We start from the raw sequence: 25337 nt of genomic DNA on the forward strand, positions 1-25337 counted from the left end.
TGACCTTCGCAAGGGCAATTTCAACGCATTGTATCAAGTGCGGAAAAAAACAGCAAAAAGCGATTTTTTGTCGATTAAAAAGGCGGCAAGCGTCGCCTTTTTAATTACTTAGCCAGACAAATTACACGCTTTTTACGGCATCAGCGATACGATGGGCGAACTCGTGCACCTTTTCTTCATGCTCGCCTTCCACCATAACGCGAATCAGCGGCTCGGTGCCTGATTTACGCAGCAGTACGCGGCCACGATTGCCCAGCTCGGCCTCCACTTCTGCCGTGACCGCTTTTACATGTTCATGTTCCAGCGGGTTACCGCTACCTTCGGTAAAGCGGACATTAACCAGCAGCTGCGGGAACATTTTCATTCCGCTACACAGATCGTGCAGGCTCATATGGTTACGCACCATCGCCGCCACCACCTGCAGGCTGGCGACAATCCCATCCCCCGTGGTGGTTTTGTCCAGCAGGATCACATGGCCGGAGTTTTCGGCACCGATGCGCCAGCCTTTCTCCTGCAGTTTTTCCAGCACATAACGGTCACCTACCTTCGCGCGAACGAAAGGAATACCCAGCTGTTTGAGCGCCAGTTCAAGCCCCATGTTGCTCATGAGCGTCCCGACGGCGCCGCCACGCAGTTGCCCCTGGCGCAGACCCTCGCGAGCTATGATGTAGAGGATCTGATCACCGTCGACTTTATTGCCTTCATGGTCCACCATTATGACCCGATCGCCATCGCCATCGTAGGCAATACCCAGGTCGGCTTTTTCCTCCAGCACGCGCGCCTGCAGAGCACGAACATCCGTCGCTCCGACTTCTTCATTGATGTTGAGTCCATCAGGCTCACAGCCCATGGCGATCACCTGAGCGCCCAGCTCGCGGAAAACACTCGGGGCGATATGGTAAGTCGCGCCGTGAGCGCAATCGACCACCACTTTCAAGGAGTTGAGGCTCAGCTCGTTCGGAAAGGTGCCTTTGCAAAACTCGATATAGCGACCAGCCGCGTCGACGATACGGCTGGCTTTGCCCAGCTCGGCGGAATCAACGCAGGTCAGCTCTTTCTCCATTTCGGCTTCAATGGCTTCTTCAACTTCATCCGGGAGCTTAGTCCCTTCGATAGAGAAGAATTTAATACCGTTATCATAGAACGGATTATGCGAAGCGGAGATCACAATTCCGGCCTCCGCGCGGAAGGTTCGCGTCAGATAGGCAATTGCCGGCGTTGGCATTGGGCCGGTGAAAGAAGCGGATAACCCTGCGGCAGCCAGGCCAGCCTCCAGCGCGGACTCCAGCATATAGCCTGAAATACGGGTATCTTTACCGATAATAATCTTGCGCGAACCGTGGCGCGCCAGCACCTTTCCAGCCGCCCAGCCCAGCTTTAAGACAAATTCTGGCGTTATTGGCGCATCGCCTACGCGGCCACGGATACCATCAGTACCAAAATATTTGCGGTTACTCATAACGTTTATTTTCCTTAGCGGCCAGGGTAGCTTCCACCACACGCAGCGCTTCTACCGTTTCTTTGACATCATGGACGCGAATAATCTGCGCGCCCTGCATTGCAGCAATGACTGCGCAAGCCAGGCTGCCATTCAGGCGTTCTTTCGGCCCGACATTAAGCAACTGGCCTACCATCGACTTACGCGACATACCGACCAGTAGCGGAAGACCGAAATGATGGAACTCGCTGAGTCGGGCAAGCAGTTCATAATTATGGGAAAGATTTTTACCGAAACCGAATCCCGGGTCGAGCAGCAATTTATCTTTTGCGATACCGGCCCGCTCGCAGCGCACAATATGTTCGACAAAAAAGCGTTCAACGTCAGCAAAGACATCCGCGTATTTAGGGGCATCCTGCATGGTCTTCGGCTGGCCCTGCATATGCATCAGGCACACCGGCAAGCCGGTTTCCGCCGCAGCCTCCAGCGCTCCCGGCTCGGTTAACGAACGGATATCATTGATGATATGCGCCCCCACGCGCGCTGATTCACGAATCACCTCCGGTTTAGAGGTATCAACGGAGATCCACACTTCGAAGCGCTGGGCAATGGCTTCTACCGTCGGAATGACTCGAGCGAGCTCGTCCTCAACGCTGACATCTGCGGCCCCCGGGCGCGTCGATTCCCCACCGATATCAATAATAGTCGCTCCGGCATTAATCATCAGATTGGCATGTTTAACGGCTTCTACCAGCGTATTGTGAGTCCCGCCGTCAGAGAACGAATCCGGGGTGACGTTAAGAATTCCCATTACATGGGGGTGGGAGAGATCGAGGGTTGAACCCTGGGCTTCAAGTTTCATCGCTATGTCCCTGAGTCAGAGAAAGATTGAAAAAGAAAAACCCCGGAGCAAACGCCCTGGGGTTTTAAAAGTACAACAGCATCAATGACGGCTAACTTATTTGTCGCCCAGCTGTTCTGACATGGTATTACCCGGGTTTGGCGTACGCGGTTCATCAACCGGACGCGGCGCACGAGGCGTGCCGTTATTGTCAGAATTGTTGGACGAACCCGGTTCTTCCCAGCCAGCTGGCGGGCGAACATCGCGGCGAGCCATCAGGTCATCAATCTGCGGAGCATCGATGGTCTCATATTTCATGAGCGCATCTTTCATCGCGTGCAGGATGTCCATGTTATCGTTCAGAAGCTGGCGTGCACGATTGTAGTTACGCTCAATCAGTGACTTCACTTCCTGGTCGATGATACGAGCCGTTTCATCGGACATATGTTTCGCTTTCGCGACGCTGCGGCCAAGGAAAACTTCGCCTTCTTCTTCGGCATACAGCAGCGGGCCGAGTTTGTCAGAGAAGCCCCACTGGGTCACCATGTTACGCGCCAGGTTAGTCGCGACTTTTATGTCGTTAGACGCACCGGTAGAAACATGCTCTACGCCGTAGATAATTTCTTCTGCCAGACGACCGCCGTACAGGGTCGAAATCTGACTTTCCAGCTTCTGACGGCTGGCGCTGATAGCGTCGCCTTCAGGCAGGAAGAAGGTAACACCGAGCGCACGACCGCGCGGAATAATTGTCACTTTGTGCACCGGATCGTGTTCCGGCACCAGGCGACCGATAATCGCATGACCCGCTTCGTGGTACGCGGTGGACTCTTTCTGCGCTTCCGTCATCACCATGGAGCGACGTTCCGCACCCATCATGATTTTGTCTTTCGCTTTCTCGAACTCAACCATCGAGACCACGCGCTTGTTGCCACGAGCGGCAAACAGCGCAGCTTCGTTTACCAGGTTCGCGAGGTCAGCACCGGAGAAGCCTGGCGTACCGCGGGCGATAATTGCCGCATCGATATCCGGCGCCAGCGGTACGCGACGCATATGCACTTTCAGGATCTGTTCACGACCGCGAACATCCGGCAGACCAACAACAACCTGACGGTCAAAGCGGCCCGGACGCAGCAGCGCAGGGTCAAGAACGTCCGGACGGTTGGTCGCCGCGATAACGATGATACCTTCGTTACCCTCAAAACCATCCATCTCAACCAGCATCTGGTTCAGCGTCTGCTCACGTTCATCGTGACCGCCGCCTAAGCCCGCGCCACGCTGGCGGCCTACGGCGTCGATTTCATCGATAAAGATGATGCACGGTGCCGCTTTCTTGGCCTGTTCGAACATGTCGCGCACGCGAGATGCGCCAACGCCCACGAACATTTCAACGAAGTCAGAACCTGAAATTGTAAAGAATGGAACCTTCGCTTCGCCTGCAATGGCCTTGGCCAGCAGGGTTTTACCGGTACCCGGAGGGCCGACCATCAGGACGCCTTTCGGGATCTTGCCGCCCAGCTTCTGGAAACGGCTCGGTTCACGCAGGTATTCAACCAGTTCACCGACTTCTTCTTTCGCTTCGTCACAACCGGCGACGTCGGCAAAAGTGGTTTTGATCTGGTCTTCCGTCAGCATGCGCGCCTTGCTCTTACCGAACGACATGGCGCCTTTGCCACCGCCGCCCTGCATCTGACGCATGAAGAAGATCCAGACGCCGATAAGAAGCAGCATCGGGAACCAGGAAATGAAGATAGAAGCCAGCAGGCTTGGCTCTTCCGGCGGTTCGCCAACCACTTTGACGTTTTTCGTCAACAGGTTATCAAGCAGCTTCGGATCGTTAACCGGAATGTAAGTCGTGTAACGGTTACTATCTTTCTTGGTAACGTTGATCTCACGTCCGTTGATACGCGCTTCGCGAACCTGGTCCTGATTGACCTCTTGCAGGAAGGTTGAATAATCTACCTTTCGGCCATTCGACTCGCTGGGCCCAAAGCTCTGGAAAACTGACATCAGCACAACGGCAATGACCAGCCAGAGTATTAGGTTTTTCGCCATGTCACTCAAGGGATTAACCTCTTATTACAACTGTGTTAAAAACAGCGTCAGGATACTCTATATCCCGCGTCTTTCAAACTTTCGTTTGAAATCTGCCGGCTATGGTTTACGCCCGGTCGCTACAATATACACTTCACGCGAACGGGCGCGAGAAGAGTCCGGCTTACGAACTTTGACCTTCGTAAACAGGGAGCGAATCTCTCTTAGATACTCATCGAAGCCTTCGCCCTGGAACACCTTCACTACAAAACTACCACCTGGCGCTAATACATCTCGAGCCATTCCAAGCGCCAGCTCCACCAGATACATGGCCCGGGGAATATCCACCGCCGGTGTTCCACACATATTTGGCGCCATATCGGACATGACAACTTGTACTTTACTGTCACCTACACGCTCAAGTAACGCTTTCAGGACTAATTCATCACGAAAGTCGCCCTGAAGGAAGTCCACACCAACGATTGGATCCATAGGTAAAAGATCGCAAGCAATGATGCGGCCGCTGTTACCGATCTGCGTAACCGCGTATTGCGACCAGCCACCGGGTGCAGCGCCGAGGTCAACTATCGTCATCCCCGGTTTAAAAATCTTGTCACTTTGCTGTATTTCATCAAGTTTAAACCAGGCTCGGGAACGTAACCCCTTTTTCTGTGCCTGCTGAACATATTTATCGCTAAAGTGTTCCTGAAGCCAACGACTTGAGCTGGCAGAACGCTTTTTACCTGTCATTTAACATTCCCATTTCGGGTTCATCGTACTTCGCGACGTAAAAATCGACGCGGTAGTTTGGCGATATATGGGAGATGGCGGTAGAATGAACCGTTTTCAATCCCAACGTAAGCAAAAAAATACGATGAATCTGAGTACTAAACAAAAACAGCACCTGAAAGGTCTGGCACATCCGCTCAAGCCGGTAGTTATGCTTGGCAACAATGGTTTGACCGAAGGGGTACTGGCCGAGATTGAACAAGCGTTAGAGCACCATGAACTTATCAAGGTGAAGATCGCCTCGGAAGATCGCGAAACTAAAACCTTGATCGTGGAAGCTATCGTGCGCGAAACCGGCGCCTGTAATGTACAGGTCATCGGTAAAACGCTGGTTCTGTACCGCCCGACTAAAGAGCGTAAAATCTCGCTGCCACGCTAAGAATATCCTGGTTATCGACACAACTTTGTGTAAATCGAGGGTTTTCTGCGGGTAGACGAGCAAAATGCCATGCTCCGGACGTTGATAAAAGGCCGCTACGCGGCCTTTTTCCTTTCTTTACAATCCATCAACATCGTAGCGTTAAATTCGGATTAAAGGTACTCAACCTTGATAATTTCGAATTCGACTTCACCGCCCGGTGTACGGATGACGACAACATCATCCTGTTCTTTACCGATTAAACCACGCGCAATCGGTGAGTTTACAGAGATCAGATTTTGCTTAAAATCGGCCTCGTCATCGCCGACGATACGATAAGTTTGCTCTTCATCGGTATCAAGATTCAGAACGCTGACTGTGGAACCAAAAATCACTCGGCCATTGTTAGGCATTTTGGTGATATCGATGACCTGCGCGTTAGACAGCTTCGCCTCGATATCCTTGATGCGTCCTTCACAGAAACCCTGCTGTTCGCGGGCAGCGTGATACTCAGCATTTTCTTTCAGATCGCCGTGCTCGCGCGCCTCAGCGATAGCCGCGATGATTTCAGGACGACGTACGGACTTCAGGAAATCCAGTTCTTCGCGCAGTTTTTCAGCGCCACGTAAGGTCATCGGAATAGCTTGCATTTGTTATACCTCTTTATCGATCCTTCATGGAGCAGACGCCGCTGCTCCGCAGCCGGTCAAGTCTTGAGCATGGCCGGAGCAAAAGAAAACCGACCCGGAAAGCGATCCCCAGGCCAGCAGCAATTTTCAATTTGATACGTATTTTAACCCGAAGTTCATTATGGGTCATCGTTTACTTTACAGGGCGTTGCACCGTAGTATGACGGACTGGTTTCAGGTTGTTAGCGCGAGATTATGCGATTTCCCAGATTTATCATCGGATTGACTGCCGGTATAGCGATTAGCGCTCATGCGGCGAATATTGACGAGTACATCAATCAGCTTCCTGCGGGCGCAAACCTTGCCTTTATGGCGCAGAAGGTAGGCTCCCCGACGCCGGAGATAGACTACCATAGCCAGCAGATGGCGCTACCCGCCAGCACCCAAAAAGTGATCACCGCGCTGGCCGCGCTGCTGCAGCTGGGTCCGGATTTCCGCTTCACCACGACGCTGGAAACGAAAGGCAGCCTCAGCGGTGGCATCCTGAAAGGAGACCTGATTGCGCGCTTTGGCGGCGACCCTACCCTCAAGCGCCAGGATATTCGTAATATGGTTGCCACGCTGAAGAAAGCAGGCGTCCAGCGAATTGAAGGCAATGTTCTGATCGATACCTCCATTTTCGCCAGTCATGATAAAGCGCCAGGCTGGCCATGGAACGATATGACGCAGTGCTTTAGCGCACCTCCGGCGGCGGCGATTGTCGATCGAAACTGTTTCTCCATCTCGCTTTATAGCGCGCAAAAGCCGGGCGATTTGGCGTTTATCCGCGTGGCGTCTTATTACCCGGTGACCATGTTCAGCCAGGTGCGTACCCTCGCTCGCGGCTCTTCTGAAGCACAATACTGTGAGCTGGACGTGGTTCCCGGCGATCTCAACCGTTACACCCTGACCGGCTGTCTACCGCAGCGCAGCGAGCCGCTGCCGCTGGCTTTTGCCATTCAGGATGGCGCCAGCTATGCCGGCGCGATTCTGAAAGCGGAGCTGACCGACGCCGATATCACCTGGAGCGGTACGCTGCTACGTCAGACGCTGGCAAACGAGCCGGGTACCGTACTGGCGAGTACGCAATCTGCGCCGCTGCACGATTTGCTGCGTATTATGTTGAAAAAATCGGACAACATGATCGCCGATACGGTGTTTCGCACCATTGGCCATGCTCGCTTCGGCGTGCCGGGAACCTGGCGAGCCGGATCCGATGCCGTACGGCAGATCCTGCGTCAGCAGACCGGTGTCGATCTCGGGAATACGATCATTGCCGATGGCTCAGGCCTGTCGCGTCATAACCTGATCGCGCCAGCGACGATGATGCAGGTGCTACAGTACATCGCCCAGCATGATAACGCGCTCAACTTTATCTCGATGCTGCCCCTGGCTGGCCACGATGGCTCTCTGCAATACCGCGCGGGTCTGCATCAGGCAGGCGTTGACGGCAAAGTTTCGGCGAAAACGGGCTCACTGCAGGGGGTGTATAACCTGGCTGGATTCATTACCACGGCCAGCGGGCAGAAGATGGCGTTCGTGCAGTATTTATCAGGCTACGCCGTGCCTCCGGCCGACCAGCGTAACCGACGTATTCCGCTGGTGCGCTTCGAAAGCCGCTTGTATAAAGACCTGTATCAGAATAATTAAGCAAAAGGGCCGCATCTTCTGCGGCCCTTTTAGTTTACCCGGAATTAACGTTTATAGATGAATTCGACACCTTCTTCGTCGTCTTCGTCCCAATCGTCATCCCAGTCTTCATCATCTTCCACTTCAGCTTCTTCAAGCTGCTGACGGTGGTAGTCATCCCACATAAACTCGACTTTTTCTGCGGGCTTCGCTTCTTCCGCATGCACTATCGGGTTTTCGATGATAAAGGTCATGACATCCCAGCACAGGTCTTTTACGCCCTGCTGGCTGGCGGCGGAAATCAGATAGAACTTATCTTCCCAGCCCAGCGCTTGCGCGATGGCTTTCGCTTTCTCTTCCGCCTCAGCTTTATCCATCAGGTCAATCTTGTTAAAGACCAGCCAGCGCGGCTTAGAAGCCAGTTTCTCACTGTATTTTTCCAGCTCGCCGATGATGATCCGCGCATTCTCAACCGGATCGGAACCGTCAATCGGCTCAATATCGATGAGATGCAGCAGTACGCGGCAACGCTCCAGGTGCTTCAGGAAGCGAATGCCGAGGCCTGCGCCTTCAGCTGCGCCTTCAATCAGCCCAGGGATGTCGGCCACCACGAAGCTCTTCTCGTTGTCCATACGCACCACGCCGAGGCTCGGTACCAGCGTAGTGAACGGGTAGTCAGCAACTTTAGGCTTCGCCGCGGAAACGGCGCGAATGAAGGTCGATTTACCCGCATTAGGCATCCCCAGCATTCCGACATCCGCCAGCAGCATCAGCTCCAGCTGCAGATCGCGCTTATCGCCCGGCGTCCCCATCGTCTTTTGACGCGGAGTACGGTTAACGGACGATTTGAAACGGGTGTTGCCGAGACCGTGCCAGCCGCCTTTGGCGACCATCAGGCGCTGACCATGTTTGGTCATATCACCCATCGTCTCGCCGGTGCCCTGGTCAATCACGCGGGTCCCTACCGGCACTTTCACCGTCACGTCTTTACCGCGTTTGCCGGTACAATCGCGGCTCTGGCCGTTCTGCCCGCGTTCGGCGCGGAAAGACTTCTCAAAACGGTAGTCGATCAGGGTATTCAGGTTTTCGTCCGCCTCGAGCCAGACATCACCGCCGTCGCCGCCGTCGCCGCCGTCGGGGCCGCCTTTCGGGATATATTTTTCGCGGCGGAAGCTAACGCAACCATTGCCGCCATCACCTGCTACGACCAGGATCGTTGCTTCATCAACAAACTTCATTTTACTCTCCGTAAATCATTCGCCTGAGCGGGGGAGCGGCACAACCGCTTCTCGCTTTCGCCACCGTCCCCAAAGACGGTGGCCGACGGCGGAATACATCGCGCCCGCAACCACGACAAACGCACCGAGATAACCCATCAGGTTCAACAGCGGTCTGGCGAAAACGTCGGGCCAGGCCAGTGATAATAAATCTGAAAATAGCAGCGTAAATAACGGCGTTAAGGTAATCAACGCGCTCACCTGCGCCGCCTGCCAGCGCGCCATGGCTTCCGCCAGCGCACCGTAGCCCACCAGGGTATTGAGCCCGCAAAAAACCAGACAGGCCAGCTGCCAGTCGCTTAATGCCAGCACCTGTGAAGGCGTTGCTAATGGCAATAGCGATATCGTACATAAAGTGTACAGCAAAAAAAGGATTTGCTGCGATGCCAGACGGCGTAATAACACCTTTTGCGCGACGCCGTAACTCACCCACACCGTCGCGGCGCCTACGCCGAAAATTACCCCCCATGTGTAGTCCGTCAGGCGGGTAAAAATCTCAATCAGGCTGGTGTTAAAAAACATCACCAGACCGCTCACCAGCATTAGCGCTCCCGCAACCTGGGTGCCGCGCATTTTCTCTTTAAGGATAAAAACGCTGGCCACCATCATGCCGACCGGGGACAGCTGGCCAATCACCTGAGAAGCGGTGGGGCTGAGATATTGCAAGGAAGAACTAAACAGAATGAAGTTACCGAACAAACCACCCGTCGCAATGACCAGCAGTACCAACCAGCGCGGCTTGCGAAAAATACGCAGCGGAGGCAGTTTTCTTTTCATGGCCAGAATGGCGCCGAGACCAATACTTGCCATCAAAAAGCGGTAAAACACCACCGTCGGCGGTTCCATCACTTCAAGAACCTGCTTCATTGCGATCGGCAAAGCGCCCCAACACATCGCCGTGGTGAGCGCTAAAATAATGCCGATGCCGGCCTGCTGCTTCATGCCCGTTTTCCCTGCAGAAAATTTTCCGGGTTTTCAATGTAAAAAGCCCCGCAACACGTTGCGGGGCTTTAATCCGTTACCGGACCACGAAAAACTTACTCAGCAACGATGCTGATGTATTTACGGTTGTTCGGGCCTTTAACTTCGAATTTCACTTTACCGTCTGCTTTAGCAAACAGAGTGTGGTCACGACCGCAACCTACGTTAGTGCCAGCGTGGAATTTGGTACCACGTTGACGAACGATGATGCTACCCGCCAGAACGGATTCGCCACCGAAACGCTTAACGCCCAGGCGTTTAGCTTCTGAATCGCGACCGTTACGAGTTGAGCCGCCAGCCTTTTTATGTGCCATTTAAATCTCTCCTCAGGTCTTAGGCGCTGATGCCAGTAATTTTCACATCAGTGAACCACTGACGATGGCCCTGCTGCTTACGGTAGTGTTTACGACGACGAAACTTAACGATTTTAACTTTCTCGCCACGACCGTGTGCAACAACTTCAGCTTTAATTACGCCGCCCTCAACGAAAGGAACGCCGATTTTAATTTCTTCACCGTTTGCGATCATCAGCACTTCAGCGAACTCAACAGCTTCGCCAGTTGCGATGTCCAGCTTTTCCAGGCGAATGGTTTGACCTTCGCTTACTCGGTGTTGTTTACCACCACTTTGGAAAACCGCGTACATATAGAACTCCGCTTCCGCGCACCTCTTCGTATGATTCAGAGTGCGCTATAAATATTCACAATAGGGCGCGAATATTACGCAAAACGCGAGCCTTTGACAAGAGCGATCAGCGATCAACGCAGAAAAAAAACACAACTTTCACTCCAGCGTTTATCTACGGCAATTTTTCAGTACAATCACATCTTCTTTTAATTCTGTCTTAATCCTTCTGTGATCCTATTCGGATACGCGATAACAGGACATTTGGCCCGGCTTTTGCGATGAATTTAGAAAAAATCAATGAGTTAACCGCGCAGGATATGGCGGGCGTCAATGCGACAATTCTTGAGCAACTCGACTCTGATGTTCAGCTTATCAATCAGTTAGGCTATTACATTGTTAGCGGAGGCGGTAAACGCATTCGTCCGATGATCGCCGTACTGGCCGCGCGTGCCGTTGGATATCAGGGCAACGCTCATGTCGCCATTGCCGCGCTGATCGAATTTATCCACACCGCCACCCTGCTGCATGATGATGTCGTCGACGAGTCTGATATGCGCCGCGGAAAAGCCACAGCAAACGCCGCTTTTGGTAATGCCGCTAGCGTGCTGGTTGGTGATTTCATCTACACCCGCGCCTTTCAGATGATGACCAGCCTTGGCTCGCTGAGAGTTCTGGAAGTGATGTCGGAAGCCGTTAACGTTATCGCTGAAGGCGAAGTGCTGCAGTTGATGAACGTCAACGATCCGGACATCACCGAAGAAAACTACATGCGGGTTATTTACAGCAAGACTGCCCGTCTGTTTGAAGCCGCAGCTCAGTGCTCCGGTATTCTGGCTGACTGTACCGCAGAACAAGAAAAAGCGTTACAGGATTACGGACGCTATCTGGGGACCGCTTTCCAGCTGATCGATGATTTGCTGGACTACAGTTCAGACGGCGAGCGACTCGGTAAAAACGTCGGTGACGATCTGAATGAAGGCAAACCTACCCTTCCGCTGCTGCACGCGATGCGGCACGGCAACGCCGAACAATCCGCCATGATCCGCGGAGCGATTGAACAGGGTAACGGTCGTCATCTTCTTGAAGCCGTGCTGGAAACCATGGCCACCTGTGGTTCGCTTGAATGGACCCAAAAACGCGCGGAGGAAGAAGCTGATAAAGCTATTGCCGCGCTTCAGGTCCTTCCCGATTCTCCATGGCGGGAAGCGCTAATTGGCCTCGCCCATATCGCTGTACAGCGCGATCATTAATTCCCGTCTTCCTTTCCCGCGTCAATCGCGGGAAAGTTCCAATAAAATCCTGTAAACTCAAAATCTGCTTTATTTCTTGATATATTCCTAATATCCCATCCATTAAAAGAACTTGTTAGAACATTACTGGAACTCAAGGTATAGTCATTTTGTCGCCCATTAAGGACGAACGGAATGTTTAATACCAGGAGAATTTATGGATAAGTTCATCGACTGGCATCCGGCGGATATTATTGCCGGATTACGCAAAAAAGGGACGTCGCTGGCAGCTGAATCGCGGCGTAATGGTTTAAGTTCTTCAACGCTTGCCAACGCGTTGACTCGTCCCTGGCCCAAAGGCGAGCTGATTATTGCGAATGCGCTGGAAACCGATCCGTGGGTGATATGGCCATCGCGCTATCACGATCCCCATACCCATCAGTTTATCGACAGAACGCAGATGATGCGTCAGAGGAAGAATAACGAGTAAAGCGAGGTTGCAGAAAACAGCCCCCGGACCAACGTCAGAGGGCTGCTGCTACAGGCTTATTCGCCTTTGACGCGTTCGATATTCGCGCCCAGCGCCTGCAGTTTGTCTTCGATACGCTCGTAGCCGCGGTCAATGTGGTAAATACGATCGACAATCGTCGTACCTTCCGCGATACAGCCCGCCAGTACCAGGCTGGCTGACGCGCGCAGATCCGTCGCCATTACCTGAGCGCCAGAAAGCTGCTGCACGCCGTGGCAAATCGCCGTGTTGCTTTCGATTTCCGCATGCGCACCCATACGGATCAGTTCCGGAATATGCATAAAACGGTTTTCGAAGATCGTCTCGGTGATCACCCCTGTTCCCTCAGCAACCAGATTCAGTAATGTGAACTGGGCCTGCATGTCGGTCGGGAAGCCCGGGTGCGGAGCAGTACGCACGTTGACAGCCTTCGGCCGGTTGCCATGCATGTCGAGGCTAATCCAGTCCTCGCCCGTTTCGATATCCGCGCCGGCATCACGTAGCTTCGCCAGAACCGCATCCAGGGTATCGGGCTGAGCATTGCGGCACAGAATCTTACCGCCAGAAATCGCCGCTGCCACCAGGAACGTCCCGGTTTCAATACGATCCGGCAGAACGCGGTACACGCCGCCACCGAGGCGCGCTACGCCTTCGATGGTGATACGATCGGTACCCTGACCTTTGATTTTCGCGCCCAGCGTATTAAGGAAGTTTGCGGTATCAACGATTTCCGGCTCACGCGCGGCGTTTTCGATAACGGTCGTGCCTTCCGCCAGCGTCGCTGCGCTCATGATGGTCACGGTTGCGCCAACGCTGACCTTGTCCATCACGATATGCGCGCCTTTCAGACGGCCGTTGACCGACGCCTTAACATACCCTTCTTCCAGTTTGATTTCCGCGCCCAGCTGCTCAAGGCCGGTAATGTGTAAATCAACGGGGCGCGCGCCGATAGCGCAGCCGCCAGGCAGAGATACCTGACCCTGGCCAAAGCGGGCCACCAGCGGCCCCAGCGCCCAAATAGACGCGCGCATAGTTTTAACGAGATCATACGGAGCACAGAAAACGTCGACCGGGCCGGCATCAATCCAGACGGAGCCGTTGCGCTTAACGTTCGCGCCCAGCTGGCTCAGCAGTTTCATGGTGGTATCGATGTCTTTCAGCTTCGGTACGTTTTGGATCTCAATCGGCTCTTCGGCTAATAGCGCGGAAAAGAGGATTGGCAGGGCGGCGTTTTTCGCGCCGGAAATGGTGACCTCGCCCTGAAGGCGAGTTGGCCCCTGAACACGGAATTTATCCATTGATTCTGTTCTCTGTTAAGAATTCACATACGCTGCGGGGAACATCCCCACAGCTTATAAGCCATTAAGTTTGCGGTCTCGCGCCCACTCCTGCGGAGTAAACGCTTTAATCGACAGAGCATGGATGCGATTATCGGCAATATATTCCATCAGCGGGGCGTAGATAGCCTGTTGCTTCTTGACCCGGCTCATGCCGTCGAACATCTCACCCACAGCAATAACCTGAAAGTGGCTGCCATCGCCAGAGACGTGGACTTCCTGAAGGGAGAGTGCGTTCATCAGCACGGTCTGAATTTCATGATTTTCCATGGGCTACATTTATCTGATAGTGAAAACAGCCCAACATCTTAGAGGAAAGTGGCGCTGTCTTAAACAAGCAAAAAGCCCCATCGAAAAGTTTGATGGGGCTTTCAGAATAGCTTCAGCAGTAAGGCACTGAAAAATTTATGGGATCATATCAGCAGGAAGGTTATATAACCTGACCAGGGTTTGCAGATTTTCACTCTTACCGATCAATTTCGCTTCCCGACCCTGCCGACGAATCAGCGCGATAAAATGCACCAATAGCGCCAGTCCGGCGGTATCCACGCGGGTCACTGCGCTCAGGTCAATTGCCGACACGCCATCCGTCGCCTGAGCGCGTGCATCCCACAGCGGGACCAGGAGATCCTGATCCAGCTCTCCGCGCAGCGCCAGCGTCTCACCATCGCGAGCCCAGCTCAGCTGCCCGGTCATTATTTTTTCTGTTCCAGGGTAATCGGCTGCGCGGAGCTTGCCTTCAGCTGCGCCGTCAGACCATCAACGCCTTTGGTGCGCAGCAGGTCGCTCCACTCATTTTGTTTAGTGGTGATCATGCTCACCCCTTCCGCAATCATGTCGTACGCCTGCCAGTTGCCGGTCTGGGTATTTTTACGCCACTGGAAATCCAGGCGCACCGGCGGACGGCCATTCGGGTCAAGGATCGTGACGCGGATAGGGATAATAGTCGCATCGCCCAGAGGCTGCTCCGGCGCTATCTGGTAGGTCTGACCGTGGTACATCGCCAGCGCCTGGCCGTAGGCCTGCTTCAGATATTCACGGAAGGCGGCAAAATAGGCTTCACGCTGCGCCGGGGTCGCTTCTTTGTAATAACGCCCCAGCACCAGCGCACCGGCGTATTTTACCTGAACGTACGGCAGCAATTCCTGATCGACGATTTCGCGCAGGTAGTTCGGATTAGCCTGAATCTTCGGCTGCTCGTTTTTCAGGCGGTCGAAGGTTTTCTGCGCCGCTTCGTTCATCAGCTTATACGGATTGGACTGGTCCGCGGCGGTAGCCGCAGTCAATGGGGCAATCACCAGCATGGCGACCATTAGTAAGCGTTTAAACATGTCTTCTCTCTCCTGAAATTAATGCGTCGTGCCGGCAGGCGGCGTAGCGTCAGTATGACTCTCTCCAGCAGCCTGTTCATCGCCAGAATTCTTATTGTCACTACCTTTACTGTTGTAGAGGAACTGGCCTATCAAATCTTCCAGCACCATGGCGGATTTGGTGTCCTGAATGGTGCCGCCATCTTTAAGGATAGCCGTTCCCAGCTCAGGGTCTTCAAACCCGATGTTCATCGCCAGGTACTGTTCGCCCAGCAGACCGGAAGTTCTGATCGCCAGCGAACTGGTATCGGGGATATGGTTATAGCGCTCATCAATATCGAGAGCCACGCGAGGCAGGTAGGTTTTAGGATCGAGGGTAATATCCGCCACGCGTCCTACGACCACGCCGCCAATTCGCACCGGTGAGCGCGCTTTCAGACCGCCGATATTGTCAAAAGTGGCATAGAGCCGGTAGGTCGGTTCAGTACGTATAGAGGTCACGTTTGCCGCCTTCAGGCAGACAAACAGCGCCGCCAGCAGCGCCACCAGTAAGAATACCCCAACCCAGATTTCATTTTTTCTCGTTTGCATGAACTCAATTCCCAAACATCAGCGCAGTCAGCACAAAATCCAGCCCCAGAACCGCCAGCGACGCATGTACTACCGTACGCGTCGTCGCCCGGCTAATCCCGGCGGAAGTGGGGATAGCGTCATAACCGTTAAATAACGCGATCCATGTTACCGTAATGGCGAAAACCAGACTCTTAATCAGGCAGTTGACCAGATCCATCCGCCAGTCGACGGCATTTTGCATCGCCGTCCAGAAGAAGCCGGCATCAATGCCCTTCCAGTTAACCCCAACCAGCGAACCGCCCCATACGCCGACCGCCACAAAAATAATGGTTAGCAACGGCAGTGAAATCACCCCGGCCCAGAAACGCGGTGAAATCACGCGGCGAAGCGGGTCGACCGCCATCATCTCCATGCTGGAGAGCTGTTCAGTGGCGCGCATCAGACCAATTTCGGCCGTCAATGCCGAACCGGCACGTCCGGCAAACAGCAGCGCGGCAACAACCGGCCCCAGTTCACGCAGCAGCGACAGCGCCACCAGCATGCCGAGGCTGGTTTCAGCGCTATAGGTGGTTAACACCAGATAGCCCTGCAGACCCAGCACCATACCGATGAACAACCCCGATACAATAATGATCAGCATCGACAGCACGCCAACGTTATACAGCTGGCGTACCAGCAGCGGCGCATGCTTGCGAAACTCAGGCTTGCCCACAACTGCGTTGAAGAGCATCAATCCAGCACGCCCGAACGTCGCGATAGTTTTAATACCGCGATGTCCGAGCGCGGCTAGCGCATTTAACAACATGAGTCGCTTAACTCCCTTTGCCCAATAAATCATGATGATAATCACCCGCCGGATAGCGGAACGGCACCGGGCCGTCAGCGATACCATCAATGAACTGACGAACGCGAGGATCGGCATTTTCACGCAGCGACTGCGCGCTCCCATGCGCCACGACTTTTTTGTCCGCCACAATATACGCAAAGTCCGCAATGCTGAGCACTTCCGGCACATCATGCGAAACTACGATACAGGTGACACCCAGGGTGCTGTTGAGTTCAGAAATCAATTTCACCAGTACCCCCATCGTAATGGGGTCCTGTCCGACAAAGGGCTCATCGAACATGATGAGATCAGGTTCCAGCGCAATCGCCCTCGCCAGCGCAGCACGGCGCGCCATCCCCCCCGAAAGTTCAGAAGGCATCAGCTTAGCGGCTCCGCGAAGGCCGACGGCTTCCAGCTTCATCATTACCGTGCTGTGCAGCAGCGCTTCCGGCAGACGAGTATGCTCGCGCAGCGGATAGGCGACGTTATCAAACACGTTCATGTCGGTGAACAGCGCGCCGGATTGAAACAGCATGCTCATACGCTTGCGCACGGTGTACAGGCGCGAGCGCGACATCTGCGGTACGTTTTCACCATCAAACAGGATCTCGCCCTTGTCCGGCGGGATCTGGCCGCCGATCAGGCGTAACAGGGTGGTTTTGCCGATCCCTGATGGCCCCATAATCGCGGTGATCTTTCCGCGGGGTACCGAAAGCGAGATATCATCGAAGATCACGCGATCGCCCCGCGAGAAGCGAATACCGCGCACTTCGACTAGATTCGCCAAACTCTGGCTCATAAAATCATCCTTACTAGACACCCTTCGGGCTAAGCATGGCGCTTTCTTTCACCACAAACCCAACATTTTTACAGAATCTTACCTGCCCAGGTTAGCGAAAGCTGGCATTTGTTTTACTTTTGGCACACATAAAGTCAAAATTAAGAATTCGTTACGCTGCCTACGGACGGCCAGCGAGGCGACGATTATACCTGAATAAAGGACTTTAGATGCTCTTAGCGACGGCTCTGTTAATTATTGGTTTATTGCTGGTTGTCTACAGCGCCGATCGTCTGGTCTACGCCGCTTCAATACTCTGCCGTATGCTGGGGATCCCTCCCCTGATTATTGGCATGACGGTGGTAAGCATCGGAACCAGCTTACCGGAAACGATCGTTTCCGCCGCCGCTTCTCTGCATGGGCAAACCGATTTGGCGATCGGAACGGCTCTCGGATCGAATATCACCAACATCCTGCTGATCCTCGGCCTCACGGCTCTGTTTCAACCTTTTACCGTGCATTCTGATATCCTGCGCCGCGAATTGCCGTTAATGTTGCTGGTCAGTTTACTGGCGGGATTCGTGCTGTACGACGGGCAGCTCACGCGGATAGACGGCCTTTTTTTGCTGGCGCTGGCCATATTATGGCTGCTGTTTACCATTAAAATCGCCCGCCTGGCAGAGCGTCAGGGGAACGACAGCCTGACCCGCGAACAGCTGGCGGAGCTGCCGCGGGAGGGTTCGCTTCCCGTCGCGCTGCTCTGGTTGGGCGTTGCGATGATAGTGATGCCGATGGCCACGCGAATGGTCGTTGATAACGCCACGGTTCTGGCGAACTTTTTTGCCATCAGCGAACTGACCGTCGGCTTAACGGTCGTCGCGATAGGCACCAGCCTGCCCGAGCTGGCTACCGCCATTGCCGGAGCGCGCAAAGGCGAGAACGATATCGCCATCGGCAATATCATTGGCGCTAATATTCTGAATATTGTACTGGTCCTCGGGCTCCCCGCGCTGATTGCGCCGGGTACCTTTGCCGCCGAGGCCTTTACCCGCGACTATGGCGTTATGCTGCTGGTCAGCCTGATCTTCGCTGCGCTGTGCTGGCGCCGTAAGCAGCAGCCAGGTCGCCTTGCCGGCGCCCTGCTGGTTGGCGGTTTTATGCTTTGGTTAGCGATGCTGTACTGGACAGCGCCGCTCTTCGTTGAATGATTCGGGATAACATTATGTCGCAAACAGATTTGCCAGCGGATTTTGACTTTCAACGGGCAGGCCGTGAGGTTCTGGAAATTGAACGTGAAGGTCTGGCCCAGCTCGATCAATATATTAATGAAGATTTTACCCGTGCCTGTGAGACCATCTTCCGCTGTAACGGTAAAGTTGTGGTGATGGGGATGGGCAAATCCGGCCATATCGGGCGAAAAATGGCGGCGACGTTTGCCAGCACCGGTACTTCATCTTTCTTCGTTCACCCCGGAGAGGCCGCGCACGGCGATTTGGGTATGGTCACCCCCTGCGATGTGGTGATTGCGCTGTCCAACTCCGGCGAATCAAACGAAATCCTCGCCCTGATCCCGGTGCTTAAGCGCCAGCAGGTGTCGCTGATTTGTATCACCAGCCGACCGGACAGCAGCATGGCGCGCGCGGCGGATATTCATCTGTGCGTAAAGGTGCCCAAAGAGGCTTGCCCGTTAGGGCTGGCTCCGACATCCAGCACCACCGCCGCGCTGGTCATGGGCGATGCGCTTGCCGTAGCGCTGCTGGAAGCCCGCGGTTTTACCGCAGAGGATTTTGCGCTATCGCATCCCGGCGGCGCGCTGGGCCGTAAGCTACTGCTGCGGGTCAATGATATCATGCACACCGGTGATGAAATTCCGCACGTGAGCCTGGAGGCTACGCTGCGCGATGCGCTGCTGGAAATCACGCGCAAAAATTTAGGCATGACTGCCATTTGCGATGATGAGATGAATATCATCGGCATCTTCACCGATGGCGATCTGCGCCGCGTATTTGATACCGGTATTGATATGCGTAACGCCAGCATTGCCGAGGTGATGACGCGAGGCGGTATCCGTATCCGTCCCGGCACTCTGGCCGTTGATGCGCTCAACCTGATGCAGTCCCGTCATATCACCTGCGTGCTGGTTGCCGATGGCGACCGCCTGGTAGGTGTGATACATATGCACGATCTCCTGCGCGCGGGCGTAGTGTAAGTAAGGAAAAAATAATGAATAATGCTGATGCCCTGATCGCGACCTGCTATGGGCCGGTGAGCCAGGACTTTATTGACCGGGCGGCAAAAATCCGTTTACTCATACTTGATGTGGACGGCGTTCTATCCGACGGCGTTATCTACATGGGCAATAACGGTGAAGAGCTGAAAGCGTTTAACGTGCGCGATGGCTACGGCATCCGCTGCGCCCTGACTTCAGATATTGAAGTGGCGATAATTACCGGGCGAAAAGCTAAACTGGTGGAAGATCGCTGCCAAACGCTGGGCATCAGGCATCTGTACCAGGGACAGTCCGATAAGCTGCTGGCGTTCCATGAACTATTGAATAAGCTGGCCGTTGATGCTGATGAAGTCGCCTACATTGGCGACGATCTGATTGACTGGCCGGTGATGGCTAAAGTGGGTTTAAGTGTAGCGGTAGCCGATGCGCATCCGTTGCTGCTCCCGCGCGCGGATTACGTCACGCGTATTAACGGCGGTCGCGGAGCGGTACGGGAAGTATGCGATTTGCTACTATTGGCGCAGGGCAAGCTGGATGAGGCCAAAGGGCAATCTATATGAGTAAAACCAGACGTTGGGTTATCATTTTACTGTCGCTGGTCGCGCTGATTCTGATCGGCCTGAACCTGGCGAGTACGGACGATACGACCCAGCAAGCGATCAATCCTGATGACCCAACGTATACCAGCGAACATACCGATACCGTCGTGTATAGTCCCGAGGGGGCGCTTAACTACCGGCTCATCGCTGAACACGTGGAGTACTTCTCCGCGCAGCAGCTGTCGTGGTTTGCCAAACCGGTGATGACCACCTTTGATACGAATAAAGCACCAACCTGGTCTATCAAAGCGGATAAAGCTAAGTTGACCAATGATCGCATGCTGTATCTTTACGGGCACGTTGAAGTCGATGCGCTGTCGGCTGACTCTCAACTGCGCAAAATTACGACGGATAACGCCCAGATAAACCTGGTGACGCAGGATGTTACCTCCGATGACATGGTGACGTTGTACGGAACAACATTTAATTCCAGCGGCCTGAAAATGCGCGGGAACCTGCGCAGCAAAAATGCCGAGCTGATTGAAAAGGTTAGAACCTCATATGAAATTCAGAACAAACAAACTCAGCCTTAAGATTGCGCTCGCCAGCGCCTTACTGGCGGCCAGCCTGTCGGCTCAGGCAAAGACGGGTGATACCGATCAGCCGATTCACATTGAATCCGATCAGCAGTCGCTGGATATGCAGGGCAACGTCGTGACCTTTACGGGGAATGTTGTCGTCACTCAGGGAACCATCAAAATCAATGCCGACAAAGTCGTTGTGACCCGTCCTGGCGGCGAAAAAGGTAAAGAGGTTATCGATGGCTACGGTAACCCTGCCACCTTCTACCAGATGCAGGACAACGGCAAGCCGGTGAAAGGCCGCGCGTCGAAAATGCATTATGAACTGCAAAATGACTTTGTCGTCCTGACCGGCAATGCGCATCTGGAGCAGGTCGATAGCAATATCCAGGGTGACAAAATCACTTACCTGGTGAAAGAACAAAAAATGCAGGCTTTCAGCAATAAAGGCGGGCGCGTGACCACGGTTCTGGTTCCTTCGCAGCTGCAGGACAAAAGTGGCGATCAGTCAAAGAAAGGTAAGTAATTCGTTATGGCAACATTAACTGCAAAGAACCTTGCTAAAGCCTATAAAGGCCGCCGCGTCGTGGAAGATGTCAGTCTGACCGTGAACTCGGGCGAAATTGTAGGCCTGCTCGGCCCAAACGGCGCCGGTAAAACGACCACCTTCTATATGGTCGTTGGCATCGTACCGCGCGACGCAGGGAATATTATCATCGATGACGAAGATATTAGCCTGCTGCCGCTGCACGCGCGCGCGCGTCGCGGAATCGGCTATCTCCCTCAGGAAGCCTCTATTTTTCGCCGCCTGAGCGTATACGATAACCTGATGGCGGTATTGCAGATTCGCGACGACCTGAGCACCGAACAGCGTGAAGATCGCGCGAAAGAGCTCATGGAAGAGTTTCACATTGAGCACCTGCGCGACAGTCTCGGTCAGGCGCTCTCCGGTGGTGAACGCCGCCGCGTTGAAATCGCCCGCGCGCTGGCCGCTAATCCGAAATTCATCCTGCTTGATGAACCCTTCGCCGGCGTTGACCCCATTTCCGTTATCGACATCAAACGTATTATTGAACACCTGCGCGACAGCGGCCTCGGCGTGTTGATTACCGACCATAACGTCAGGGAAACGCTGGCCGTTTGCGAACGCGCTTATATCGTCAGCCAGGGCCACCTGATTGCTCACGGTACGCCACAGCAAATCCTTGAAGACGAGCAGGTTAAGCGCGTGTATCTTGGGGAAGACTTCAGACTCTGATAGGGTAGAGGTTCCAGACGTTTTAGCCGGAGATATTGGCCCTGAATATGAAGCAAGGTTTGCAATTAAGGCTAAGCCAACAGCTTGCCATGACGCCACAGCTGCAGCAGGCGATTCGTTTACTGCAGTTGTCTACGTTAGAACTCCAGCAAGAACTCCAGCAGGCGCTGGACAGCAACCCGTTGCTGGAGCAAACCGATCTTCACGATGAGGTAGAAACCAAAGAGGCCGAGGATCGCGAATCTCTGGATACCGTCGATGCCCTTGAGCAGAAAGAGATGCCCGACGAGCTGCCGCTTGATGCCAGCTGGGATGAGATCTATACCGCGGGAACGCCCTCAGGCAACGGCGTCGATTATCAGGATGATGAACTGCCCGTCTATCAGGGCGAGACCACGCAAAGCCTGCAGGATTACCTGATGTGGCAGGTTGAACTCACGCCATTTACCGATACCGATCGCGCCATTGCGACCTCAATCGTCGATGCCGTTGATGACACGGGGTACCTGACTATTCCTGTCGAAGAGATCGTTGAAAGTATTGGCGATGATGAAATCGGACTTGAAGAAGTTGAAGCGGTGCTCAAGCGCATCCAGCGTTTCGACCCCGTCGGCGTGGCGGCGAAAGACTTGCGCGATTGCCTGCTGGTTCAGCTTTCACAGTTTGCCAAAGAGACGCCGTGGATTGATGAAGCTCGCCTGATCATCAGCGATCATCTCGATCTGCTGGCCAACCATGACTTCCGTACTCTGATGCGCGTTACCCGCCTGAAAGAAGAGGTGTTAAAGGAAGCGGTGAATCTGATCCAATCGCTGGATCCGCGCCCGGGCCAGTCGATTCAAACTGGCGAGCCGGAATATGTCATCCCTGACGTACTGGTGCGTAAGGTTCACGATCGTTGGGTTGTCGAACTCAATTCAGATAGCCTTCCCCGCCTGAAGATCAATCAGCACTATGCGGCAATGGGCAACAGCGCGCGCAATGATGCTGACGGCCAGTTTATCCGCAGCAATCTCCAGGAAGCCCGCTGGCTTATCAAGAGCCTGGAGAGCCGCAACGACACCCTGCTGCGCGTCAGCCGCTGCATCGTCGAACAGCAGCAGGCCTTTTTTGAACAAGGTGAAGAGTTTATGAAGCCGATGGTGCTGGCGGATATCGCTCAGGCCGTCGAAATGCATGAATCCACTATTTCACGCGTTACCACGCAAAAATACCTGCACAGTCCACGCGGTATTTTTGAGCTGAAGTATTTCTTCTCCAGCCATGTGAACACCGAAGGCGGCGGCGAAGCATCGTCGACGGCCATTCGCGCGCTGGTGAAGAAATTAATCGCCGCGGAAAACCCCGCGAAACCATTGAGTGACAGTAAGCTCACCACCATGCTGTCCGATCAGGGTATTATGGTGGCGCGGCGAACCGTTGCTAAGTACCGAGAGTCTTTATCCATCCCGCCGTCGAATCAGCGCAAGCAGCTGGTTTGACCCAACCGATAAGGAAGACACTATGCAGCTCAACATTACAGGACACAACGTCGAAATAACTCCCGCCATGCGCGATTTCGTGACGGCGAAGTTCAGCAAACTGGAGCAGTTTTTCGACAGGATCAATCAGGTCTATATTGTGTTAAAAGTGGAGAAGGTGACGCAAATTGCGGACGCCAATCTGCATGTCAACGGTGGCGAAATCCATGCCAGTGCGGAAGGGCAGGATATGTATGCTGCTATCGATGGCCTTATCGATAAGCTGGCAAGACAGTTAACAAAACATAAAGATAAACTGAAACAACACTAATTGTCCGGGCAATAGCCTACGCCAACCGCCTGCAGGCGGTTGGCCAGGGTGAGCTCAGGTGAAATTATGATAAATAACGATTCGGCTCTACAACTGAGCAATGTCCTTAACCAGGAATGTACCCGTAGCCAGGTTCACTGCCAGAGCAAAAAGCGCGCGCTGGAAATCATCAGCGAGCTGGCGGCAAAGCAGTTAGGCTTAGCGCCCCAGGTGGTGTTCGAGGCGATTCTCACCCGTGAGAAAATGGGCAGTACCGGGATTGGTAACGGCATTGCGATCCCCCACGGTAAACTCGAAGAGGATACGCTGCGGGCCGTGGGCGTTTTTGTTCAACTGGAAACCCCGATTGCCTTTGATGCTATCGACAATCAACCTGTCGATCTGCTGTTTGCCCTTCTCGTCCCGGCCGATCAAACTAAAACGCATCTGCATACGCTCTCGCTGGTGGCGAAGCGCCTGGCAGATAAAACTATTTGCCGCCGTCTGCGCGCTGCACAAAGTGATGAAGAGCTCTATGAAATCATCACTGAAGCGGGAAGCAACAATGAGGCATAACGGAAGTCGCACCTTACTCTTTTTCGTACTGAGGAGAAACGGTACATGGTACTGATGATCGTCAGCGGCCGTTCAGGGTCGGGGAAATCCGTCGCCCTGCGAGCGCTGGAAGATATGGGTTTTTACTGCGTCGATAACCTGCCGGTTGTGCTGTTGCCAGAGCTGGCGCGTTCGCTCGCCGACAGAAACATCTCGGCGGCCGTCAGTATTGACGTGCGAAACATGCCCGAATCGCCGGAAATCTTCGAGCAGGCGATGAAAAATCTGCCCGCAGAGTTTTCACCTCAGTTGCTGTTCCTTGATGCCGATCGTAACACCCTGATTCGCCGCTATAGCGACACCCGTCGTTTACATCCTCTATCGAGCAAAAACCTGTCGCTGGAAAGCGCCATTGATGAAGAGAGCGATCTGCTGGAACCTCTGCGCTCCCGCGCCGACCTGATCGTCGATACTTCTGAAATGTCGGTGCATGAGCTGGCAGAAATGTTGCGCACGCGTTTGCTGGGCAAACGCGAACGCGAACTGACGATGGTATTTGAATCCTTTGGCTTTAAGCACGGCATCCCTATCGATGCCGACTACGTTTTTGACGTGCGCTTTCTGCCGAACCCGCACTGGGATCCGAAGCTGCGCCCGATGACCGGCCTTGATAAACCCGTGGCCGCTTTCCTCGACCGGCACACGGAAGTTCATAATTTCATTTACCAGACCCGCAGCTATCTTGAGCTATGGTTACCTATGCTGGAGACCAATAACCGCAGCTATCTGACGGTAGCTATTGGTTGTACCGGTGGTAAACACCGTTCGGTTTATATCGCCGAACAGCTGGCTGACTACTTCCGCTCACGCGGTAAGAACGTGCAGTCCCGTCATCGGACGCTGGAAAAACGCAAATCATGACCGTTAAGCAAACCGTTGAAATCACCAATAAGCTGGGCATGCACGCTCGCCCGGCGATGAAGCTGTTTGAATTAATGCAGAACTATGATGCTGAAGTCCTGCTGCGCAATGATGAAGGTACTGAAGCTGAAGCGAATAGCGTGATTGCCTTGCTGATGCTCGACTCGGCTAAAGGCCGTCAGATTGAGATTGAAGCTAACGGCCCGCAGGAGGTTGAAGCGCTGGCCGCCGTTATCGCGCTATTCAACGCCGGGTTTGATGAAGACTAGAGGTATTCCCCGGC

31 protein-coding genes are annotated in these 25337 nt (G+C 53.9%); 15 read left to right on the forward strand and 16 right to left on the reverse strand.

The features are described 5' to 3' along the window. Positions 1-121: 121 nt before the first annotated feature. The 4 genes from glmM to rlmE form a co-directional block, all read right to left on the reverse strand. Positions 122-1459 (reverse strand): phosphoglucosamine mutase, encoded by a 1338-nt coding sequence (gene glmM, locus K2184_RS13460; protein WP_004106105.1) that lies wholly within the window; start codon positions 1457-1459, stop codon positions 122-124. Beyond that, a complete protein-coding gene (folP, locus tag K2184_RS13465) occupies positions 1452-2300 on the reverse strand; it encodes a dihydropteroate synthase (RefSeq protein WP_064397209.1) in 849 nt (282 codons plus the stop codon). Before folP ends, glmM begins: the two co-directional genes overlap by 8 nt. Before the next feature lie 96 nt (positions 2301-2396). Then, positions 2397-4331, reverse strand: coding sequence for an ATP-dependent zinc metalloprotease FtsH (ftsH, locus tag K2184_RS13470; protein ID WP_004854549.1), 1935 nt, complete (start codon positions 4329-4331; stop codon positions 2397-2399). A 99-nt stretch (positions 4332-4430) separates the two neighbouring features. Continuing rightward, positions 4431-5060 (reverse strand): 23S rRNA (uridine(2552)-2'-O)-methyltransferase RlmE, encoded by a 630-nt coding sequence (gene rlmE / locus K2184_RS13475; protein WP_004106110.1) that lies wholly within the window; start codon positions 5058-5060, stop codon positions 4431-4433. 124 nt (positions 5061-5184) lie between these two features. Here rlmE and yhbY point away from each other — a divergent pair, with 124 nt between their 5' ends. Continuing rightward, positions 5185-5478: a ribosome assembly RNA-binding protein YhbY gene (gene yhbY / locus K2184_RS13480; RefSeq protein ID WP_004139797.1), complete on the forward strand. Its 294-nt coding sequence runs from the start codon at positions 5185-5187 to the stop codon at positions 5476-5478. A gap of 152 nt (positions 5479-5630) precedes the next feature. Here the strand turns inward: yhbY and greA are convergent, their stop codons facing one another. Then, positions 5631-6107: a transcription elongation factor GreA gene (gene greA, locus K2184_RS13485; RefSeq protein WP_004106115.1), complete on the reverse strand. Its 477-nt coding sequence runs from the start codon at positions 6105-6107 to the stop codon at positions 5631-5633. Positions 6108-6341: 234 nt separating this feature from the next. Between greA and dacB the strand changes: the two genes are divergently transcribed. After that, positions 6342-7775: a serine-type D-Ala-D-Ala carboxypeptidase gene (dacB, locus tag K2184_RS13490; RefSeq protein ID WP_163524795.1), complete on the forward strand. Its 1434-nt coding sequence runs from the start codon at positions 6342-6344 to the stop codon at positions 7773-7775. Positions 7776-7819: 44 nt separating this feature from the next. Here dacB and cgtA read toward each other — a convergent pair whose 3' ends face one another. The 4 genes from cgtA to rplU all read right to left on the reverse strand — a co-directional run bounded on the left by cgtA (position 7820) and on the right by rplU (position 10657). Then, a complete protein-coding gene (cgtA, locus tag K2184_RS13495; RefSeq protein WP_004106119.1) occupies positions 7820-8992 on the reverse strand; it encodes an Obg family GTPase CgtA in 1173 nt (390 codons plus the stop codon). A 15-nt stretch (positions 8993-9007) separates the two neighbouring features. Then, positions 9008-9973 carry a DMT family transporter gene (locus tag K2184_RS13500; protein ID WP_123830018.1) on the reverse strand — a complete coding sequence of 322 codons (966 nt, stop codon included), beginning with the start codon at positions 9971-9973 and terminating at the stop codon, positions 9008-9010. 95 nt (positions 9974-10068) lie between these two features. Next, complete coding sequence (gene rpmA / locus K2184_RS13505) at positions 10069-10326, reverse strand: 50S ribosomal protein L27 (protein ID WP_003861831.1); 258 nt, start codon at positions 10324-10326, stop codon at positions 10069-10071. A gap of 19 nt (positions 10327-10345) precedes the next feature. After that, on the reverse strand, positions 10346-10657 hold the full coding sequence (gene rplU / locus K2184_RS13510; RefSeq protein ID WP_004106123.1) for a 50S ribosomal protein L21: 312 nt from the start codon (positions 10655-10657) through the stop codon (positions 10346-10348). Between the two features lie 260 nt (positions 10658-10917). Between rplU and ispB the strand changes: the two genes are divergently transcribed. Then, positions 10918-11889, forward strand: a complete 972-nt coding sequence (ispB, locus tag K2184_RS13515; RefSeq protein WP_004106125.1) for an octaprenyl diphosphate synthase — start codon at positions 10918-10920, stop codon at positions 11887-11889. 196 nt (positions 11890-12085) lie between these two features. Next, positions 12086-12358 carry a DNA-binding transcriptional regulator SfsB gene (sfsB, locus tag K2184_RS13520; protein ID WP_163524800.1) on the forward strand — a complete coding sequence of 91 codons (273 nt, stop codon included), beginning with the start codon at positions 12086-12088 and terminating at the stop codon, positions 12356-12358. A gap of 56 nt (positions 12359-12414) precedes the next feature. Here sfsB and murA read toward each other — a convergent pair whose 3' ends face one another. The 7 genes from murA to mlaF all read right to left on the reverse strand — a co-directional run bounded on the left by murA (position 12415) and on the right by mlaF (position 17221). Continuing rightward, entirely contained in the window at positions 12415-13674 is a 1260-nt protein-coding gene (murA, locus tag K2184_RS13525) for a UDP-N-acetylglucosamine 1-carboxyvinyltransferase (RefSeq protein WP_004106129.1), read from the reverse strand. Between the two features lie 54 nt (positions 13675-13728). Next, positions 13729-13983: a BolA family iron metabolism protein IbaG gene (gene ibaG, locus K2184_RS13530; protein WP_004106141.1), complete on the reverse strand. Its 255-nt coding sequence runs from the start codon at positions 13981-13983 to the stop codon at positions 13729-13731. A 135-nt stretch (positions 13984-14118) separates the two neighbouring features. Then, positions 14119-14409: a lipid asymmetry maintenance protein MlaB gene (gene mlaB, locus K2184_RS13535; RefSeq protein ID WP_004106144.1), complete on the reverse strand. Its 291-nt coding sequence runs from the start codon at positions 14407-14409 to the stop codon at positions 14119-14121. Further along, on the reverse strand, positions 14409-15044 hold the full coding sequence (gene mlaC / locus K2184_RS13540; protein WP_004106146.1) for a phospholipid-binding protein MlaC: 636 nt from the start codon (positions 15042-15044) through the stop codon (positions 14409-14411). The genes mlaB and mlaC overlap by 1 nt, the downstream gene beginning before the upstream one ends. An 18-nt stretch (positions 15045-15062) precedes the next feature. Next, positions 15063-15614 (reverse strand): outer membrane lipid asymmetry maintenance protein MlaD, encoded by a 552-nt coding sequence (gene mlaD, locus K2184_RS13545; RefSeq protein WP_004106149.1) that lies wholly within the window; start codon positions 15612-15614, stop codon positions 15063-15065. Between the two features lie 4 nt (positions 15615-15618). Beyond that, positions 15619-16401 (reverse strand): lipid asymmetry maintenance ABC transporter permease subunit MlaE, encoded by a 783-nt coding sequence (gene mlaE, locus K2184_RS13550; protein WP_004106151.1) that lies wholly within the window; start codon positions 16399-16401, stop codon positions 15619-15621. Positions 16402-16408: 7 nt separating this feature from the next. Continuing rightward, positions 16409-17221, reverse strand: coding sequence for a phospholipid ABC transporter ATP-binding protein MlaF (mlaF, locus tag K2184_RS13555; protein ID WP_004106152.1), 813 nt, complete (start codon positions 17219-17221; stop codon positions 16409-16411). 209 nt (positions 17222-17430) lie between these two features. Here mlaF and K2184_RS13560 point away from each other — a divergent pair, with 209 nt between their 5' ends. From K2184_RS13560 to npr, 11 genes are all read left to right on the forward strand, one after another. Continuing rightward, a complete protein-coding gene (locus K2184_RS13560) occupies positions 17431-18408 on the forward strand; it encodes a calcium/sodium antiporter (RefSeq protein WP_004106154.1) in 978 nt (325 codons plus the stop codon). After that, complete coding sequence (gene kdsD, locus K2184_RS13565; protein ID WP_004115845.1) at positions 18405-19409, forward strand: arabinose-5-phosphate isomerase KdsD; 1005 nt, start codon at positions 18405-18407, stop codon at positions 19407-19409. Before K2184_RS13560 ends, kdsD begins: the two co-directional genes overlap by 4 nt. Before the next feature lie 14 nt (positions 19410-19423). Beyond that, positions 19424-19990, forward strand: a complete 567-nt coding sequence (kdsC, locus tag K2184_RS13570; protein ID WP_004106158.1) for a 3-deoxy-manno-octulosonate-8-phosphatase KdsC — start codon at positions 19424-19426, stop codon at positions 19988-19990. Then, positions 19987-20562: an LPS export ABC transporter periplasmic protein LptC gene (lptC, locus tag K2184_RS13575; RefSeq protein ID WP_004106160.1), complete on the forward strand. Its 576-nt coding sequence runs from the start codon at positions 19987-19989 to the stop codon at positions 20560-20562. Before kdsC ends, lptC begins: the two co-directional genes overlap by 4 nt. Then, a complete protein-coding gene (gene lptA, locus K2184_RS13580; RefSeq protein WP_004106163.1) occupies positions 20531-21076 on the forward strand; it encodes a lipopolysaccharide ABC transporter substrate-binding protein LptA in 546 nt (181 codons plus the stop codon). Before lptC ends, lptA begins: the two co-directional genes overlap by 32 nt. 6 nt (positions 21077-21082) lie before the next feature. Continuing rightward, a complete protein-coding gene (gene lptB, locus K2184_RS13585) occupies positions 21083-21808 on the forward strand; it encodes an LPS export ABC transporter ATP-binding protein (RefSeq protein WP_004106165.1) in 726 nt (241 codons plus the stop codon). 47 nt (positions 21809-21855) lie between these two features. Next, positions 21856-23289, forward strand: a complete 1434-nt coding sequence (rpoN, locus tag K2184_RS13590; RefSeq protein ID WP_004106166.1) for an RNA polymerase factor sigma-54 — start codon at positions 21856-21858, stop codon at positions 23287-23289. Positions 23290-23311: 22 nt separating this feature from the next. Continuing rightward, the gene (gene hpf / locus K2184_RS13595) at positions 23312-23599 is read left to right on the forward strand and encodes a ribosome hibernation promoting factor (RefSeq protein ID WP_004106167.1); all 288 of its coding nucleotides are present in this window, start codon (positions 23312-23314) and stop codon (positions 23597-23599) included. 66 nt (positions 23600-23665) lie between these two features. Further along, entirely contained in the window at positions 23666-24154 is a 489-nt protein-coding gene (ptsN, locus tag K2184_RS13600; protein WP_004106168.1) for a PTS IIA-like nitrogen regulatory protein PtsN, read from the forward strand. 45 nt (positions 24155-24199) lie between these two features. After that, on the forward strand, positions 24200-25054 hold the full coding sequence (gene rapZ / locus K2184_RS13605) for an RNase adapter RapZ (RefSeq protein WP_004106169.1): 855 nt from the start codon (positions 24200-24202) through the stop codon (positions 25052-25054). After that, positions 25051-25323 (forward strand): PTS phosphocarrier protein NPr, encoded by a 273-nt coding sequence (gene npr / locus K2184_RS13610; protein WP_004106170.1) that lies wholly within the window; start codon positions 25051-25053, stop codon positions 25321-25323. Before rapZ ends, npr begins: the two co-directional genes overlap by 4 nt. Positions 25324-25337 lie beyond the last annotated feature (14 nt).

The sequence above is a fragment of the Klebsiella sp. K5-306 genome (assembly GCF_051835185.1).
Lineage (GTDB): Bacteria > Pseudomonadota > Gammaproteobacteria > Enterobacterales > Enterobacteriaceae > Klebsiella > Klebsiella oxytoca.